The 15,781-nt window shown below is 63.2% G+C and carries 14 protein-coding genes; 3 read left to right on the forward strand and 11 right to left on the reverse strand.

The window, feature by feature from the left end; translation table 11 throughout:
- Nucleotides 1–29 precede the first annotated feature (29 nt).
- From ACX80C_RS03850 to ACX80C_RS03865, 4 genes are all read right to left on the reverse strand, one after another.
- Nucleotides 30–365 carry a hypothetical protein gene (locus tag ACX80C_RS03850; protein ID WP_459324906.1) on the reverse strand — a complete coding sequence of 112 codons (336 nt, stop codon included), beginning with the start codon at nt 363–365 and terminating at the stop codon, nt 30–32.
- On the reverse strand, nt 358–843 hold the full coding sequence (locus tag ACX80C_RS03855) for a hypothetical protein (RefSeq protein WP_459324907.1): 486 nt from the start codon (nt 841–843) through the stop codon (nt 358–360). The genes ACX80C_RS03850 and ACX80C_RS03855 overlap by 8 nt, the downstream gene beginning before the upstream one ends.
- Nucleotides 844–956: 113 nt before the next feature.
- A complete protein-coding gene (locus tag ACX80C_RS03860; protein ID WP_459324908.1) occupies nt 957–1,979 on the reverse strand; it encodes an MraY family glycosyltransferase in 1,023 nt (340 codons plus the stop codon).
- Nucleotides 1,976–3,838: a polysaccharide biosynthesis protein gene (locus tag ACX80C_RS03865; protein ID WP_459324909.1), complete on the reverse strand. Its 1,863-nt coding sequence runs from the start codon at nt 3,836–3,838 to the stop codon at nt 1,976–1,978. Before ACX80C_RS03865 ends, ACX80C_RS03860 begins: the two co-directional genes overlap by 4 nt.
- Before the next feature lie 190 nt (nt 3,839–4,028).
- Here ACX80C_RS03865 and ACX80C_RS03870 point away from each other — a divergent pair, with 190 nt between their 5' ends.
- The 3 genes from ACX80C_RS03870 to ACX80C_RS03880 are packed head-to-tail and all read left to right on the forward strand — an operon-like array spanning nt 4,029 to nt 6,828.
- Entirely contained in the window at nt 4,029–4,928 is a 900-nt protein-coding gene (locus ACX80C_RS03870) for a glycosyltransferase (protein ID WP_459324910.1), read from the forward strand.
- Nucleotides 4,929–4,933: 5 nt separating this feature from the next.
- Nucleotides 4,934–5,896 (forward strand): glycosyltransferase, encoded by a 963-nt coding sequence (locus ACX80C_RS03875; protein WP_459324911.1) that lies wholly within the window; start codon nt 4,934–4,936, stop codon nt 5,894–5,896.
- Complete coding sequence (locus ACX80C_RS03880; RefSeq protein ID WP_459324912.1) at nt 5,893–6,828, forward strand: NAD-dependent epimerase/dehydratase family protein; 936 nt, start codon at nt 5,893–5,895, stop codon at nt 6,826–6,828. The genes ACX80C_RS03875 and ACX80C_RS03880 overlap by 4 nt, the downstream gene beginning before the upstream one ends.
- On the opposite strand, the gene ACX80C_RS03885 is transcribed toward ACX80C_RS03880, so the two are convergent.
- The 7 genes from ACX80C_RS03885 to ACX80C_RS03915 form a co-directional block, all read right to left on the reverse strand.
- Nucleotides 6,788–7,732 carry an L-threonylcarbamoyladenylate synthase gene (locus ACX80C_RS03885; RefSeq protein ID WP_459324914.1) on the reverse strand — a complete coding sequence of 315 codons (945 nt, stop codon included), beginning with the start codon at nt 7,730–7,732 and terminating at the stop codon, nt 6,788–6,790. The genes ACX80C_RS03880 and ACX80C_RS03885 overlap by 41 nt on opposite strands.
- Nucleotides 7,733–7,739: 7 nt before the next feature.
- Nucleotides 7,740–8,603, reverse strand: coding sequence for a peptide chain release factor N(5)-glutamine methyltransferase (gene prmC / locus ACX80C_RS03890; RefSeq protein ID WP_459324915.1), 864 nt, complete (start codon nt 8,601–8,603; stop codon nt 7,740–7,742).
- 8 nt (nt 8,604–8,611) lie between these two features.
- On the reverse strand, nt 8,612–9,688 hold the full coding sequence (prfA, locus tag ACX80C_RS03895; RefSeq protein WP_167995954.1) for a peptide chain release factor 1: 1,077 nt from the start codon (nt 9,686–9,688) through the stop codon (nt 8,612–8,614).
- Between the two features lie 176 nt (nt 9,689–9,864).
- Complete coding sequence (gene rho, locus ACX80C_RS03900; RefSeq protein WP_459324916.1) at nt 9,865–12,009, reverse strand: transcription termination factor Rho; 2,145 nt, start codon at nt 12,007–12,009, stop codon at nt 9,865–9,867.
- 323 nt (nt 12,010–12,332) lie between these two features.
- The gene (gene thrB, locus ACX80C_RS03905) at nt 12,333–13,307 is read right to left on the reverse strand and encodes a homoserine kinase (protein ID WP_459324917.1); all 975 of its coding nucleotides are present in this window, start codon (nt 13,305–13,307) and stop codon (nt 12,333–12,335) included.
- Entirely contained in the window at nt 13,300–14,424 is a 1,125-nt protein-coding gene (thrC, locus tag ACX80C_RS03910) for a threonine synthase (RefSeq protein WP_459324918.1), read from the reverse strand. Before thrC ends, thrB begins: the two co-directional genes overlap by 8 nt.
- Nucleotides 14,424–15,776, reverse strand: a complete 1,353-nt coding sequence (locus tag ACX80C_RS03915; RefSeq protein ID WP_459324919.1) for a homoserine dehydrogenase — start codon at nt 15,774–15,776, stop codon at nt 14,424–14,426. The genes thrC and ACX80C_RS03915 overlap by 1 nt, the downstream gene beginning before the upstream one ends.
- Between the last annotated feature and the right edge of the window lie 5 nt (nt 15,777–15,781).

Consider the following 15,781-nt stretch of genomic DNA (forward strand, 5'->3'; position numbering starts at 1 on the left):
GCACAGCGTTACTGCTCCGACGAATGAAATTATTTGGCATCGCTCCGGCTACCTCCCGCTGGGCCGTTGCCGTCCTCCGGCGGAGGGCCGGACTCAGTTTGGCTGGAGCGGGTGAGGTTGTGCTTGTGGGAAAGATAAAATCCGCCCACGGCACCCAAGAGACCCCCGGCGAGCACGAGCCATCGCGTTCCCAGGAGATTGTCCAGTCCCCAGCCTATCAAACTCCAGACGAGGATCCCGCCAATGATATAGCTGAAAACCGCCATCCCGGCGTTGTAGCCGGCGTCGCCGTAGCGGCCACGGGCATCTTCGCCGTCCGGCGCTCCGCCTCTACGGTCGCCTGAGCTTTCCGGTTTTTCACGCACGTCCGTCAACCTCCGTTTCCGAAGCCGACTGATGGTCATACAGCTGGTGACGGGCGCCGGCGAAGACTGCTATTTCCACAATCTGCCAAACGACGACGGTCCCGAGGGCAGCTCCGAAGAACCACGAGCGCTCCAGCCAGCTGGGGGCACCCACGAAGAAGAGCACCGCTGCGAACCCGACGACCTTGATTGCATAGGTCACCGCGAAAAGCCCGAGCGCGCCCGACGGATTGTTTCGCCCTGCGAAGTGGCCGATGAGAAGGCTCACGCCGAAAAACAATGCAACCAGAAGCCAGCCGAAAACTGAGCTCATACCGGCACCGGGACCTACGATGAAGAACGCAACAGCGGCCACCGCCACAAGTGGAACGGCAGTGCCAACAACGCACCGGACCAGGATACGCAGCCAGAGCGATTGTGTTGCTTCCGACTCCGGAATCGCAGACACACCGGCGCGCGAAGCGTCTGGTGTATTCATGCAAGTCCGTCCATCGACAAGGGATAAGCAAAGGGAGGTCCACCAATGCGAGTGATCGGTGTAGTCAAATTCTACAGCAGATAGAAATCAGCCGGATTCGATGGTTGCCTAGCTTAATCAGTTCGACGGGTGGCAGCAATCACTCCGCGTCTGCGTGCAAGGATCTGCGGTGAATAGACGTAGAGAGCCACTACAGCCGCCGCAAATACCGAACACCCTATCGCGAGCGGGCCAGAGGCCGTCGCCAGGACGAAGCCCGCCACACCCACCAGTCCCGAACACACGGTCACCACCAGCGCCGCCTGCACATGGCTCAGACCAACATCCGTCAGGCGCTGGTACACGTGCTCGCGATGCGAGGCGTACCAGCGCTGCCCCGCCCGTACTCGCCTCAGAAAAGTAATGAAGGTGTCAGCCAGGTAGATCAGCACGGGAGCAAACAGGTACTCGAGGTAAACGCCGGCCAACAAACCCGCCACCGCCATTCCAGCAATTGAGGCACCGAGTAGATAACTACCTACGTCACCCAGGAAAACAAAGCCCCGCCCGAGGTTCCACGGTAGAAATCCGGCAAATGCGGCAGCTACCACGAGCCCTGCGACCGTGAGCCAGAACTGGTCCACGAGGACACCCGCGAATGAGTAGAACACTCCAACGAGGACACCGTGCAAACCGGATATACCGTTGATTCCGTCCATGAAATTCGCCGCATTGACATACGCCGCGACAGCCAGCGCGCCGACCGGTATCCACCAGTAGGACTGGCCGATTGTCCAGCTCAAGGCCGCCGTCCCCACTGCCCCGATGCCCAACTGAAGAACTGCGCGCAGGCGGATGGACAACCCCCTGTAGTCCTCGATCCAGCCGAGAACGGCCGCAGACCCAAGTATTGCCAGAACAATTGCCACGATTGAGCGGTCCACCGGAACAAGCCCGGTCAGCAATGAGAGCACAAGTCCGGCGGCGATGCCCAGGGCGACCGTGATGCCGACCCCGCGAATCACCACAGTGTTGTGGGAGGAGCGCTCATTGGGGATATCCAGCACACCCAGCCTGTGCAGCAGAGGCTTCAACGCGATGGGCAGCAGCACGCTGAGCATCAAGGAAGCGCCCACGACGGCCCAGAGCAGCATCATGCGCCCTTTTCCGTCGGAGGGTGCATACCGTCCGAATACTGTTCTATGCCACCCTTGACCTTCCAATCACGCAGGTCCAGCATCCCTGGGTCCAGCGCAGCAACCCGCGTGTGGGAGATCTTCGGGTGGAGCGGCCGGGAATCGTCTTCATCGATTCCCACCAGGTCCTCATGGAGCTTCTCTCCTTTGCGAAGCCCCGTAAATACGATCTCGATGTCCTTCCCGGACATGGCGATCATCCGCTGGGCAACATCGAGGATCTTCACCGGTTCACCCATATCCAGGATGAGCACTTCCCCGCCCCGGCCGATCGCTCCAGCCTGGATCACAAGCTGGCAGGCTTCCGGGATGGTCATGAAGAAGCGCGTAACCTCCGGATCCGTAACTGTGATGGGACCGCCTACCCGTATCTGCTCCGTGAACAGGGGCAGCATCGATCCACGGCTGCCAATGACGTTGCCAAAGCGCACGGAAACGTACTTCCGTCCCACCGACTGTGCATTCCAGGCCGTGAGCTTCTCCGCAACTCGCTTCGAGTGCCCCAGTACGCTCGTAGGGTTGGCAGCCTTATCTGTTGAGATATTGACGAAATTGCTTACGCCTGCAGCCTCCGCCGCGCGCAGCACGTTGAGGGTTCCAAGCACGTTGGTCTTCCATGCCTCTTCCGGATACTGCTCCAGCAGGGAGACATGCTTCAGTGCGGCGGCATGGAAGACCACCTCAGGCTTCCTATCCACAAAGATGTTGCGCAGTGTTTCTGCTTCCCGGATATCGGCGAGCACGGTGTCCCTCCCCGTCAACAATCCGCGACCCGTGAGCGATATCTGCGTCGACTGCAGGCCCGTCTCATCCCGATCAAGCATGATGAGTTCCGCAGGGGCGTACTCGGCGATCTGACGGCACAGCTCAGAGCCGATCGAGCCGCCCGCTCCCGTAACCAGCACCCTGCGCCCAGCGATATATCCCGCCACCTCATCCGCGTGGATGTCCACCGGACGCCTGCCGATAAGGTCCTCGACCGCGACTTCCCGGAAATCCGTCAGCCCATTCTCTCCCCCGCCCGCGAGCATCTCCCTCAGCGGTGGCAATACCAGAACCCGGATGTTGAGTCCCGCGACCAGGTCGGATACGCGACGCACCTGCGCAGCTTCGACATCCGAGAACGCGATCACCAACGCCGTGGCATGCGTTCGATGGGCGATGTCGGGGAGGTCCTCCAGGCGCCCCAACACCGGAACCGTAGCCAGCCTGAGATGCTTCTTCGCGGGATCGTCATCAATCAGACCGACCGGGAAGTACGGAGACTCCCGATCCTGCATCATTCGCGTGACAAGGGATTTCCCGAGAAAACCTGCCCCGTAAATAAGGGTGCGCTGGGCGTCGTCGCCCGGTTTCGCCTTGCTCTCCACGTACATACGTTTCAGATAGCGGGTGGACGCCATGAACATGCAGGCGAACGGGAAAGCGATGATGCCAACACTGCGCGGAATTTCGAGGACGGTCACCAGCGCGACGCTCACCAGCAACAGGATCACCGAAACTATAACGGTCACTATCACCAGGAGTTTGGCCTCATGGAAGCTTCCGAATGCGTACCGCCCGCGGTAGAGCGCGAAACTCATCCCGATGATCAACTGCGCCACGACCGCAACGGCGCAGAACACCACCACGCCGGGAATATTGACCTGGTTTACAAGCAGCTCCAGACGCAGGATAAGGGCCAGGAGAATGGCCACGATCCAGGCAAGCGAATCAAAAGCGTACTGGGACCAGAGCCACAGCGCCGGTTTGTCCGTTTTGGCCGCGGAGTCGTCCCGATTCTCACCTGGAGCGGAACTCTGGTTATCCGTCTGTGTCATGGTTCCTTTGAATGGGGCAGGTAGCGTGGGGTCAGCCGCCACCGACGGCCAACGCGGAAGGTACCCGGGCCGTGTAATAGACTTTCCCTACCCGAGAATACTAGCCCCACTGGTCTGCGCTCTTATTGAGCAGGACAACGTGAATTCAATGCCCAGCCCAGGGCCGCAGATAGTTTACGGAAGGACCGTTTTGCAGGAAACCGTGGCTGTAGCGGCAGTGACCTTCGACAGACCCGGAGACGTGCAGACACTCCTTGAAGCGCTCTCGCACCAGGACCACCCCCTTGTTTCGGTTGCTCTCGTCGACTCCGGGACGCAGGACGTCGCGTCGATCGCTGCCCAGTCGGCGGCGCCTGTGAATTACATCCGTTCAAACAGCAATCTCGGCGGTGCCGGCGGGTTCTCGTTGGCTATCCTGTCCGCGATGGCCAGCGGTGCGGACTGGATCTGGATCATGGATGATGACGCCCACCCGGAAGACACCACCGTGCTGCGCAGTCTCCTGGAATCCGCGCGCATACGGAACCTCGACGTCGTCCTTCCTTTGATCGTGGCGCCGGAGGACTCCTCCCGGCTCTCCTTCCCCTTCCGCGTGCAGGGGCACACAACGCACGATCGGAGCCAGGTTGAGAAACTCGGCTTCCTTCCCGACATCGGGCAGTTCTTCAACGGCGCACTGATCCGTACCGATGTCTTCTTCCGTGTGGGCCTGCCGGACCTGCGTCTCTTCATCCGCGGAGATGAAACAGACTTCATGCTCCGGCTCCGGCGCGCACGGATAGCTTTCGGCACAGTCACCACTGTCGCGCTCAGCCACCCACCGGGGTGGGGCGAACTGAAGCACGTCCTGGGCGACAGGCTCCATGTGCTCGTACCTGAAACGCCCTTCAAACGGTTCTACTACTTTCGAAACCGCGGACACCTCACCAGGCGCTACGGCCGGATACGCTCGTTCGTTGTCGACGCCGTGGGTTATCCGGCGTATTACCTGCGCCGCGGCGATTTACGCGGGTTGGCTTCGTGGGCACGCACCTACGCTGCAGGTGTGCGCGGGCGCAATTTCGGACCGCCCTCGGATTTCGGCTTCTGAGAACCGTGTCGGCCAGCCAGCCGGTGACCGTCGTTGTCGCCACCTTCAACCGCGCCGAGTATCTGCGCCGGCTCCTCGATTCGCTGGACCGCCTCGACCCTGCGCCGGCGGCCGTCGTCGTCGTCGACAATGCGAGTACGGACACCACGAACGATGTGCTTGAAGCGGCCTCCCGGTCGCTGTCCATGCCGCTGACCGTGCACCGGCTGACAACCAATGCGGGCGGATCCGGCGGATTTTCAGCGGGTGTGAACCGCGCCCTCACCGAAGGCGCACAGTGGTTGTGGCTGATGGACGACGACGTCGAGGCCCTCCCCGGCGCCCTCGGCGCCTTCGCGCCGTGGATGCGCGAGTACCGCTGCCTACACGGTCGGCGCTGGGATCACACCGGCGAACCCTTCTTCTGGCAACACCGGTTCAACGCTTTCCTCGGCGTCCATTTCCCGGTGCACGGGAACGTCTTCGCTAAATCGCCGGTGTTCCAGACCAATGTGGGCTGCTTCGAGGGGATGCTCGTCCATGCCGACGTGGTGCGGGCCAATGGGCTGCCCGATCCCCGGTTCTTCATCAACGGTGACGACACCACTTACGGCTGGCTCATTGCACAGCGCGAGCCCGTGGTCTATATCGACAACTTCGTGTTGCGGAAGGCGCGCCCCCAAAAGCAGATCGATCTCGGCGTTCGCCACCTGAATGACTCCAGCAACCTCGCCCGCTACTGCGGGATGCGGAACCGCGGCCATCTCGCGCGGTATCTCAAAGTGAACGGCCGTTTCAACAGATTGGGTTTTGCGCTCGGGACCGGCCTTACGGCGGCCAAGGAAGTGCTTCGCCTGGCAGCTGTGGAACGCACGCTTACCGGACTCGGCTCGCTCTGGAATGGATGGCGCGAATCGCGGCGTATCCTGCATGACCCCGAGTGGGCCCCCATGCCCGCGCTGAACCCATCCCGGGAGGATGCTGAATGAGTTGGTCCGTGATCGGAGGAACCGGATTCGTTGGATCAGCCGTGGTTCGTACTCTCACCGACGCCAGGGTCTCCGCCAACGCTGTGCATGCGCCAAGGCTGCGCTCCGAGGCCAGCACACCAGCCGAGCTTCTTCGGGAAGCCGGGCGTCTGGATGACGTCGTCGCTCGTCTCGCCGATGAACTACGGGGCAGCTCTGTAGTAGTGAATGCCGCGGGGGCAGCGACGCCGCGCAGTATCGAATCGCCCGAACTCACGGGTGCCAACGCACTGCTCCCCGTCCTCGTTGCCCGCGCCTGTGCTGCCGCCGGCGTGCAACGGTTGGTACACCTCAGCAGTGCCGCGGTCCAAGGCCATCGTCCTGTCCTCGACGAGACCACCGAAACCGCACCCTTCTCCCCCTACTCCCGCAGCAAGGCCCTCGGAGAGCAGGCCCTCTGCTTCCTCGAGCGGGGTCCTTTGGGCATCGTCATTGTCCGAGCCACCTCAGTACAGGGTCCGGAACGGCCGACGACGACGGCGCTGGCCCGGCTGGCTGCCTCTCCCCTGGCTTCGGTCGCCTCACCCGGAACGGCGCCCAGCCCGGTCACCTCGGTGGATTCCCTGGCCGGGCTTGTTCGCGCCGCAGGATCACACCCGGGCGCCATGCCGCAGATCGTATTACAACCCTGGGAAGGGATGACGGTTCGGACAGTGCTGGAGGCGGCGGGGGGTACGCCCCTGGTCCTGCCTGCTGGTTTGTGTCGCCTGGTCCTGCGGGCCGGTTACGCGGTTTCCGGGTTGCTTCGCGAAAGGCTGCACGGCTCGATCCGGAGGGTTGAACTTATGTGGTTCGGCCAGGACCAGGTAGCAGGCTGGACCGCGGAGGCCGACATCCGCCTCCCTGGAAGGGTCAGTTCGATCCTTGAGGCGGCCGGAGCGCGTCGGCGGTAGGCTCCTCCTGGTCCGCCGCTTCGGTGTTCACGCCTGATTCGTTTGAGGCGTCGCTCGGGGCGGGCGCAGCGTCGTCCTGAAAATTGGCGCCGGCGCCGATGCCTTCGGCACCTTCTCGCTTCTCGTCGTCGTTGTCCCCGCTGGCCGGCGCGGCGGCGTCGTCCTGATCCTCGGTGGCTTTGTCTGCGCCGTCGTCGTCGTTCCCGCTGGCCGGCGCGGCGGCGTCGTTGTCTTCCGCCTCCTCGCTTCCCGCCAGCGTGATCTCCGGAACCACTTCGCGCAGCTCTTCCAGCGTGATGGTTCCCTGCCGCACCACGACCGGAACAGGGCCTGTCGCGTCCACGATGGTGGAGGATCCCGCGTCTGCGCTCCTCTGGCCATCCTCGAGGTAAACGTCAACTGAGTCACCGAGCTGCTTATACGCATCGGCCGCAGTGATCGCTGCAGGCTGACCGGTCCGGTTCGCCGAGGACACAGCGAGCGGACCGGTCAGGATCAGTAGATCGAGCGCTATGCGGTCATCGGGCATCCGGAGCGCGACTGTGCCGTAAGTATCTCCCAGGTCCCAGGTGAGCGAGGGCTGGGCATGGAAAATGAGGGTGAGGCCGCCCGGCCAGAACGCCTCCGCGAGCCTGCGCGCCTCCACGCTGATGTCCGTCGCCAACCCGTCCATGGTCTGCTGCCGTGGAATGAGGACCGGCGGCGGCATGCTCCGGCCGCGTCCCTTCGATGCGAGCAGTGTGGCGACTGCCTGGGGGGTAAAAGCATCCGCAGCAATTCCATACACGGTATCGGTGGGAATCACGACGCACTGCTTGGCGGCGAGAGCCCGCTGTGCGCGGGCAATTCCCTCACTGCGTTCGGTGGGATCGGAACAATCGAAAGTGGCACTCACGCCAGACATCCTTTCACTACGAACCTTCACTTGGCACATCGGCGCGCACAGCGGAGGTAGCACGGTCACGTCCGGACAGATCCTGATGCGTGCGAACGTCTCTCCACGCGGGATCAGCGCTGAGGATGCGTTTCAGCGATCCCGCCTGTACCTCGGCGTGTTCCATCACGAAGTAGCCGCCCGCGCGCAGGAGACGCGCCGCAGCGGTCGACGCCGCCAGCGGCAGGCGCAGGCCGTCCGCGCTGCCGCCGTACAGCGCCAGTTCCGGATCATGGTCAGCGACCTCCGGGTCGCGCGGAACCGATTCGGTAGGAATGTAAGGCGGATTGGAGACGACGACGTCGAACGTGCCGTTGTACTCGGAGAGCGCTACCGCGAAGTCATCCTGGACAAGAGTGACGCCAAGCGGACCGAGATTCCGTGCAGCCCATGCACATGCGAGTTCGCTCAGTTCGACTGCGAAGACCTCCGCGCCGGAAACCTCTGAGGCGATCGAACCGGCGATTGCACCCGATCCGGCGCCCAGGTCGGCAACCCGAACCGGGTCCATTGCAGACGCTGCATCGATCGCGAGCTGGGCAACAACCTCGGTTTCCGGACGCGGTATGAAGACGCCGGGTCCGACGGCCAATTCGAGTCTACGGAAGTGGGCGACACCGGTGATGTGCTGGAGCGGCACGCGCTGCGCGCGCTCAGCCACCAGATCAGCGAAACCCTCCGGTGCCGCAGCGCCGGTCAGTGCAAGGGCACGAACCCGTCCGGTACTCTCACCGAGCAGGTGCGCGGCAAGGAGTTCGGCGTCAACCCGCGGGCTCGCTACCCCGGCCGCTGCCAGTTCCGACGTAGCCGCTCCCAGAGCATGGGCCAGCGATTCCATCATCGAACCGCTCAGGCGTCGTCACCGATGGCAGCCAGGCGGGTCTGCTCGTCCATCTCAATGGCAGACTGCACTACCGGCTCGAGCTCACCATTCATGACGGCGTCGAGGTTGTAGGCCTTGTAACCGGTGCGGTGATCGGCAACCCTGTTTTCGGGGAAGTTGTAGGTCCGGATGCGCTCGGAACGATCCATGGTGCGCACCTGGGACTTGCGGATGTCCGAGTTCGCGGCGTCGATCTCTTCCTGCTTGGCAGCCAGGATGCGGGAGCGCAGCACGCGCATCGCTGCTTCGCGGTTCTGCAACTGGGACTTCTCGTTCTGCATGGCGACAACGATGCCGGTGGGCAGGTGCGTGATTCTAACGGCGGAGTCCGTGGTATTGACCGATTGTCCGCCCGGCCCCGAGGAGCGGTAGACATCGATCTTGAGGTCGTTCTGGCTGATCTCGACCTCTTCGGGCTCATCGACCTCAGGCAGGACCAGGACGCCCGCAGCGGAGGTATGGATGCGCCCCTGCGACTCAGTGACGGGCACGCGTTGCACACGGTGCACGCCGCCTTCGAACTTGAGCCTGGCGTATACGCCTTCAGCAGGATCGTTCGACGAGCCCTTGATGGCCATCTGAACGTCCTTGTAACCGCCGAGATCGGACTCCGTTGCGGAGATGATCTCGGTCTTCCAACCGCGGGACTCGGCGTATCTTGTGTACATCCGCAGCAGGTCTCCGGCAAACAGCGCGGCCTCGTCGCCGCCTTCGCCGCCCTTGACCTCAATGATGACGTTGCGTGCATCGTTCGGATCGCGCGGGATGAGTAGTCGGCGAAGCCGTTCCTGAGCGGTGGCCAACTGCTCTTCGAGTACCGGTATCTCGGCAGCGAACTCGGGGTCGTCGGCCATTTCCCGCGCAGCTTCGAGATCGTCCTGCAGGCTGTTCCAGCGTGTGTGCGCCTCAACGATGCCACTCAGTTCGGCGTAGCGCCGTCCCAGTTTCCTTGCGAGTCCCTGGTCAGCGTGTACGGCGGGGTCCGACAGCCGAAGCTGAAGGTCGGCATGCTCATCGAGCAGACCCTGAATGGACTCGAACATCGTGGTCACTGCTTTCTTCATCAATCGAACGGGCAGAAATAACGTCGATTCGGCGAAACGATGGTTATTTCTGCACACTCGATGTGGGTGGGAACTCTTAACCGGGAAAGCCGCCCGGATTGTGCCGGCCATCGCACGTGATGGCGGGGCCGGCACAATCCGGGCGGCGAACTCAGCTAATCGTTGTCGCTTTTTGTCCCCAACGTGGTCTTCTGGACCTGCATGAGGAACTCGACGTTGGATTGCGTGTCCCGGATCTTGTTGGTCAGCAGTTCAAGGGCCTGCTGCTGCTCGAGTCCGGAGAGGACGCGGCGCAGCTTCCACATGATCTTGACCTCATCAGCCGAGAGCAGGTTCTCCTCGCGGCGCGTGCCGGATGCGTTGACGTCCACTGCCGGGAAGATGCGCTTGTCTGCAAGGTTGCGGGACAGTCGCAGTTCCATGTTGCCGGTGCCCTTGAACTCCTCGAAGATGACCTCGTCCATCTTCGAACCGGTCTCCACGAGGGCAGTCGCAAGGATGGTCAGGGATCCACCGTTCTCGATGTTGCGTGCAGCACCGAAGAACCGCTTGGGCGGGTAGAGCGCCGCCGAGTCCACACCACCGGACAGAATGCGTCCGGACGCGGGTGCGGCCAGGTTGTAGGCGCGGCCGAGGCGGGTCATCGAGTCGAGAAGAACGACGACGTCCATGCCCATCTCCACCAGGCGCTTGGCGCGCTCGATGGAGAGCTCGGCAACCGTGGTGTGGTCATCGGCAGGGCGGTCGAAGGTGGAGGCAATGACCTCTCCCTTCACCGTGCGCTGCATGTCGGTGACTTCCTCGGGACGTTCGTCGACGAGGACCATCATGAGGTGAACTTCGGGGTTGTTCACGGTGATGGCGTTCGCGATCGCCTGCAGGATCAGGGTCTTGCCGGCCTTCGGCGGTGATACGATCAGGCCGCGCTGGCCCTTTCCGATGGGAGCCACCAGGTCGATGACGCGGGGACCGATCTTCTTGGGATCCGTTTCCAGGCGTAGGCGCTCCGACGGGTACAGCGGAACCAGCTTCGCAAAATCTACGCGGTCCTTCAGTTCCTCCGGAGTCTTGCCGTTCACCGAGGTGAGGCGAACCAGTGCGTTGAACTTCTGGCGCGTGTTGTTCTGGTTCTCACCTTCGCGCGGAGCACGGATGGCACCGACGACGGCGTCACCCTTGCGCAGGCCGTACTTCTTGACCTGGGCCAGCGAAACGTAGACGTCATTCGGGCCGGGCAGGTAGCCGGAGGTGCGCACGAAAGCATAGTTTTCGAGCACGTCCAGAATGCCCGCCACTGGCAGCAGGACATCGTCCTCGGTGACCTCGACGTCGTCGACATCCGGATTCTGGTTACGGTTCCGGCGGCGCTCATTGCGGTCGCGGAAGCGGTTATTGCGATCGTCCTCCCGGTTGTTGCGGCCACGGTTGCGACGGTTACGGCCGCGCTCGTTGCCGTCGTCACGGTTATCGCGGTCATTCCGGTCGTTCCGGTCATTCCGGTTGTCACGGTCGTTCCGGTCATTCCGGTTGTCCCGATCATTCCGGCCGTCGCGGTCGTTCCGGTTGTCCCGATCGTCGTCACGGTTGTTCCGGCGCTCATTGCGGTCGCGGTTACGCTCGCGACGGTCATTGCGCCGATCATTCTGGTCCTCGCCCTGGGTATCGGTGCCCTCGGATGAGTTGTCCCCGTTCTGCTGGGCAGCCTTGCCCTCGTTCGTTTCGCCATCTGCTGCGGCGGTCTCACCCTGAGAATCAGAGTCAGAGCGGCGGCTGCGGCGGTTGTCACGGCTGCGGCGTCCGCGCTCAGGTGCTACGGCCTCACCCGATGCTGCGCCCTCAGGAGCAACGGCATCACCGGAACCCGCTGTGCCCTGCGTAGCTGCGTCGGATGAACCGGTATCCACGGCAGACTGTTCTGTCTTGACAACGCCGTCGCTGCCTGCGCGCCGGTTGCGGTTGCGCGTACGTGCCGGCTTCTCGGCAGGTTCCTGGGCCGACTCCTGGTCGCTCCCGCGGGACGCGCCGTTCTGCGGGGTTACATCATCTTCCTTAGCCGGCTTCTGGGCCGGGGCGGACTTAGGCCGGTCGGCAACTGCCGAGCCTCGCTGATGGTCCGAAATAGCTGCCACGAGATCGCTCTTGCGCATTCGCGACCCCACGGAGATGCCGAGCTGGCCGGCAAGGGCCTGCAGCTGGGCAAGCTTCAGCCCGGCGAGCCCGGAACTTTTGGAAGCTGTTGCGCCGTTGGTCTCGGCGGCTTGGGTATCCACGCCTGTCGGCAGGTCAGTGGTTTGAGTCACGAAGGATCCTTCCCCCTCGTCGGGCGATCCATCTCTGATGTGGATCGCGGTTGGTTTGCTTAGCTTTCATGTCAAAGAGATGGAAGCTAAGGTTTCGGCTGCTGACCGGATGCTCTCCGGTGAGGCCGAGCGTGCTGAAAACCTCGGGATCTCAGTGCGAAGCAGTCACGGAGTGATTCGCTGCCGCATCAGGTCCTGGAGGTACACCTGAGATTGAGCTACTGCTGACATACAGGCAGTTTCACGACGGTCAAAGAACATGACGGCCAGATCAACAGAAGCACATCTGAACACGGTTTCCCCGGAAATGGCTTGGTGGGGTTTTACCGTTGGTGCACCTTCACTTTAGCACCTTCTGTGTCAACGTTCAGCCGTAGAACACGCCAGTCGACACCTTCTTCTGTGGCACCGACAATCCGCTCGATCGCCGCGATCGCCGCCCCAGCCTGTTCCTCGCCTACTGCAAGAGTCATGACGGTGGGGCCGGCTCCCGAGATGACGGAGGCGAACCCGTCCGAGCGCAGAGCGCGCATCAGACCGGCGCTGTGCATCATGGCCTGCGCTCGATAGTCCTGATGAAGCAGGTCGCGGGTCGCATCGAGCAGAAACTGCGGCGCCGAGCCCAACGCGTGCACCAGAAGCGCAGCCCGGCCGGCATTCGCCGATGCGCTGTTGTGCGGAACAGAAGCGGGCAGGAGTGCCCGGGCGGCTTCGGTGGACAGCTCGCTCGATGGAATTGCGACGACAGGTACTACGCCGGGGTGCACCGGCACCGTTGTGCTCTGGAAGGCGCGGCCGGTCTCCCAGGAAACAGCGAGTGATCCCAGGAGCGCCGGCGCAACGTTGTCCGGGTGACCTTCGAGCGTGGAGCAGAGTTGCAGGATTGCGGGCGTCGGCATCCGGGAAGCCTCCGGGAGCAGCGCATTGGCTGCTAGCACCGACGAAACAATCGCCGCAGCCGAAGATCCGAGTCCACGCCCGTGAGGGATCACATTCGTGGTTTCGATCTCAAGACCGGGGCTGGAGAACCCGGCGCGTTCCAGCGTCCGCAGGATGGTTGCGGCCACCAGGTGCCGTTCATCGCGGGGCAACGTCTCAGCGCCCTCCCCGGTGACGCTCACCGTCGTCGTGCCGGAGGTCGTCGTCCTTACACGGACCGAATCATACAGAGTGAGAGCTAGGCCGAGGCTGTCGAATCCCGGTCCGAGATTCGCGCTTGTTGCGGGCACCTCAACCGTGACCTCCTGACCGGTTGCGACCGGCGCCGATGCCAACACAGCGTTCGCTGCGCTAAGCATCGACGGGCTGGTCAGCGTCGGCCAGCCCCAGCGCGGAGGCGACGCTGACGACGTCGAACTCCACCTTGGTAGGTTCAACATCGGTTCCGTCGGCAGCCTTCAGAGCCCACTGCGGATCCTTGAGCCCGTGGCCGGTGACCGTGATGACAATGGTCTTTCCCTCCGGCACTTCGCCTGCGGCGTGCTTCTTGAGCAGACCGGCGACACCGGCCGCAGAGGCCGGCTCAACGAATACTCCCTCGCGTGAGGAGAGCCAACGGTGTGCGTGAAGGATTTCCTCATCAGTGACGGCTTCGATGAGCCCACCTGATTCGTCGCGGGCAGCGATAGCCTGCTCCCAGGACGCCGGGTTGCCGATGCGGATGGCGGTGGCAATGGTGTCGGGCTCGGTGACGGGGTAGCCCTTCACCAGCGGGGACGCACCCTCTGCCTGGAATCCCCACATCACCGGGGTCCTGGTCGCTACCGCCGGCAACTCGCCGGCCGTTGCGGATGTGTAGGGCTGCGAATACTCCTTGTAACCCTTCCAGTATGCGGTGATGTTTCCTGCGTTGCCCACGGGAAGCAGGTGGAAATCGGGGGCATCGCCGAGATAGTCGACCACCTCGAAGGCTGCGGTTTTTTGGCCCTCGATCCGCGCGGGGTTCACAGAGTTCACCAGGAAGACCGGATACGCTTCCGCAAGCTTCCGTGCAACCTCAAGGCAGTTGTCGAAGTTGCCGTGAACCTGCAGGAGCTCAGCCCCGTGCGCGATCGCCTGGCTGAGCTTGCCCATGGCAATCTTTCCGTCCGGCACGAGCACCGCGCACGTCAATCCCGCCTGGGTGGCATAGGCCGCAGCGGACGCCGAGGTATTGCCTGTTGATGCGCACACCACAGCCTTCGCCCCTGCCTCGACAGCAGCAGTGATGGCCATGGTCATTCCGCGGTCCTTGAAGGAGCCCGTGGGATTCATTCCCTCGACCTTCAGGTACACCGAGCAGCCGGTGAGTTCCGACAGCGCCGGGGCAGAAACCAGCGGAGTTCCGCCCTCCCCCAGCGTAATGACCCTGGTTGAGTCCGTTACCGGCAGACGGTCAGCGTATTCGCGGATGACGCCGCGCCATTGGTGAGCCATCAGACTCCCTCTACTCGGAGGACGGAGGTCACCGCGTTGATGACGTCCAGATCCTGGATATGTTTCACGGTTGTGGCGAGAGCTGCTTCGGTGGCCCGGTGCGTGGCAATCCTCAGTTCCGCGCTGGCCTCCCCGCCGGCTTCGGCTGCATGAATGGTTTGGCGCATGGTTTCAATCGAAACCCCATGCTCGGCGAAAAGCTGCGCGATCCTGGCAAGCACACCGGGCTGGTCGGCAACGTCAAGACCGATGTAGTAGCTGGTGCTCACCGTGTCGATACTCAGGGCCGGCACATGGCCGGTGGTGGTCTCGGTCCGGCCCGGTCCGCCGAGAACCATGCGCCGCGCGGCACTGACGACGTCGCCGAGCACTGCCGACGCCGTCGGTGTACCTCCCGCACCCTGCCCATAAAACATGAGCTCCCCGGCGTTTTCCGCTTCAATGAACACCGCGTTGAACGCGCCGCGCACAGCCGCGAGCGGGTGTTCCCGTGGAAGGAGGGTGGGGTGCACACGGACACTGACGCCGTCGTCGCCTGCTTGATCCTTCAGCAGTTCCGCGATTGCCAGCAGCTTGATGACGTACCCGGCGTCCTTTGCCGACGCGATGTCCTCCGCGGTCACCGCGGTGATTCCCTGGCAGTGCACGTTTTCCAGCGCAAACCGGGTGTGGAAGGACAGGGAAGCGAGGATGGCTGCCTTCGCCGCGGCGTCGTGGCCCTCGATGTCAGCGGTGGGATCGGCCTCTGCATAGCCGAGCCGCTGCGCGCCGGCCAGAGCGTCCGCGAACTGAGCGCCCGTGGTGTCCATCTGATCGAGGATGTAGTTGGTGGTGCCATTGACGATGCCAAGCACCCGGGTGATGCGGTCCCCCGAGAGACTGTCGCGAATGGGACGGAGGATCGGGATGGCTCCGGCCACGGCAGCTTCGTAGGACAGCTGCACGTGTGCCGCGTCGGCGCGCTCATACAGGGTTGGCCCGTCCTGGGCCAACAGTGCCTTGTTCCCACTGACCACTGTGGCACCGTGGTCGATGGCGCGCAGGATCAGGGTGCGGGCGGGTTCGATGCCGCCCATAAGCTCGATTACGATATCCGCCCCCTCGACCAGGGACTCGGCGTCAGTGGTGAAGAGCTCCCGCGGCAGCTCCGCATCCCGCGGCGCGTCGATCGAACGGACAGCGATGCCGGTCAGTTCGAGCCCCGCCCCAATACGGGCGGCGAGGTTATCGGCGTCCGTCAGGAGGATGCGTGCAACCTGTGAACCGACGTTTCCGCACCCAAGGAGCGCTACGCGCAGCGTGCTCGAAGGAACGGTGCTGTTGAGGTCGGTCTTGTCCGGGGTGTTCGTCAAATCGA

The organism is Arthrobacter tecti, assembly GCF_054511355.1.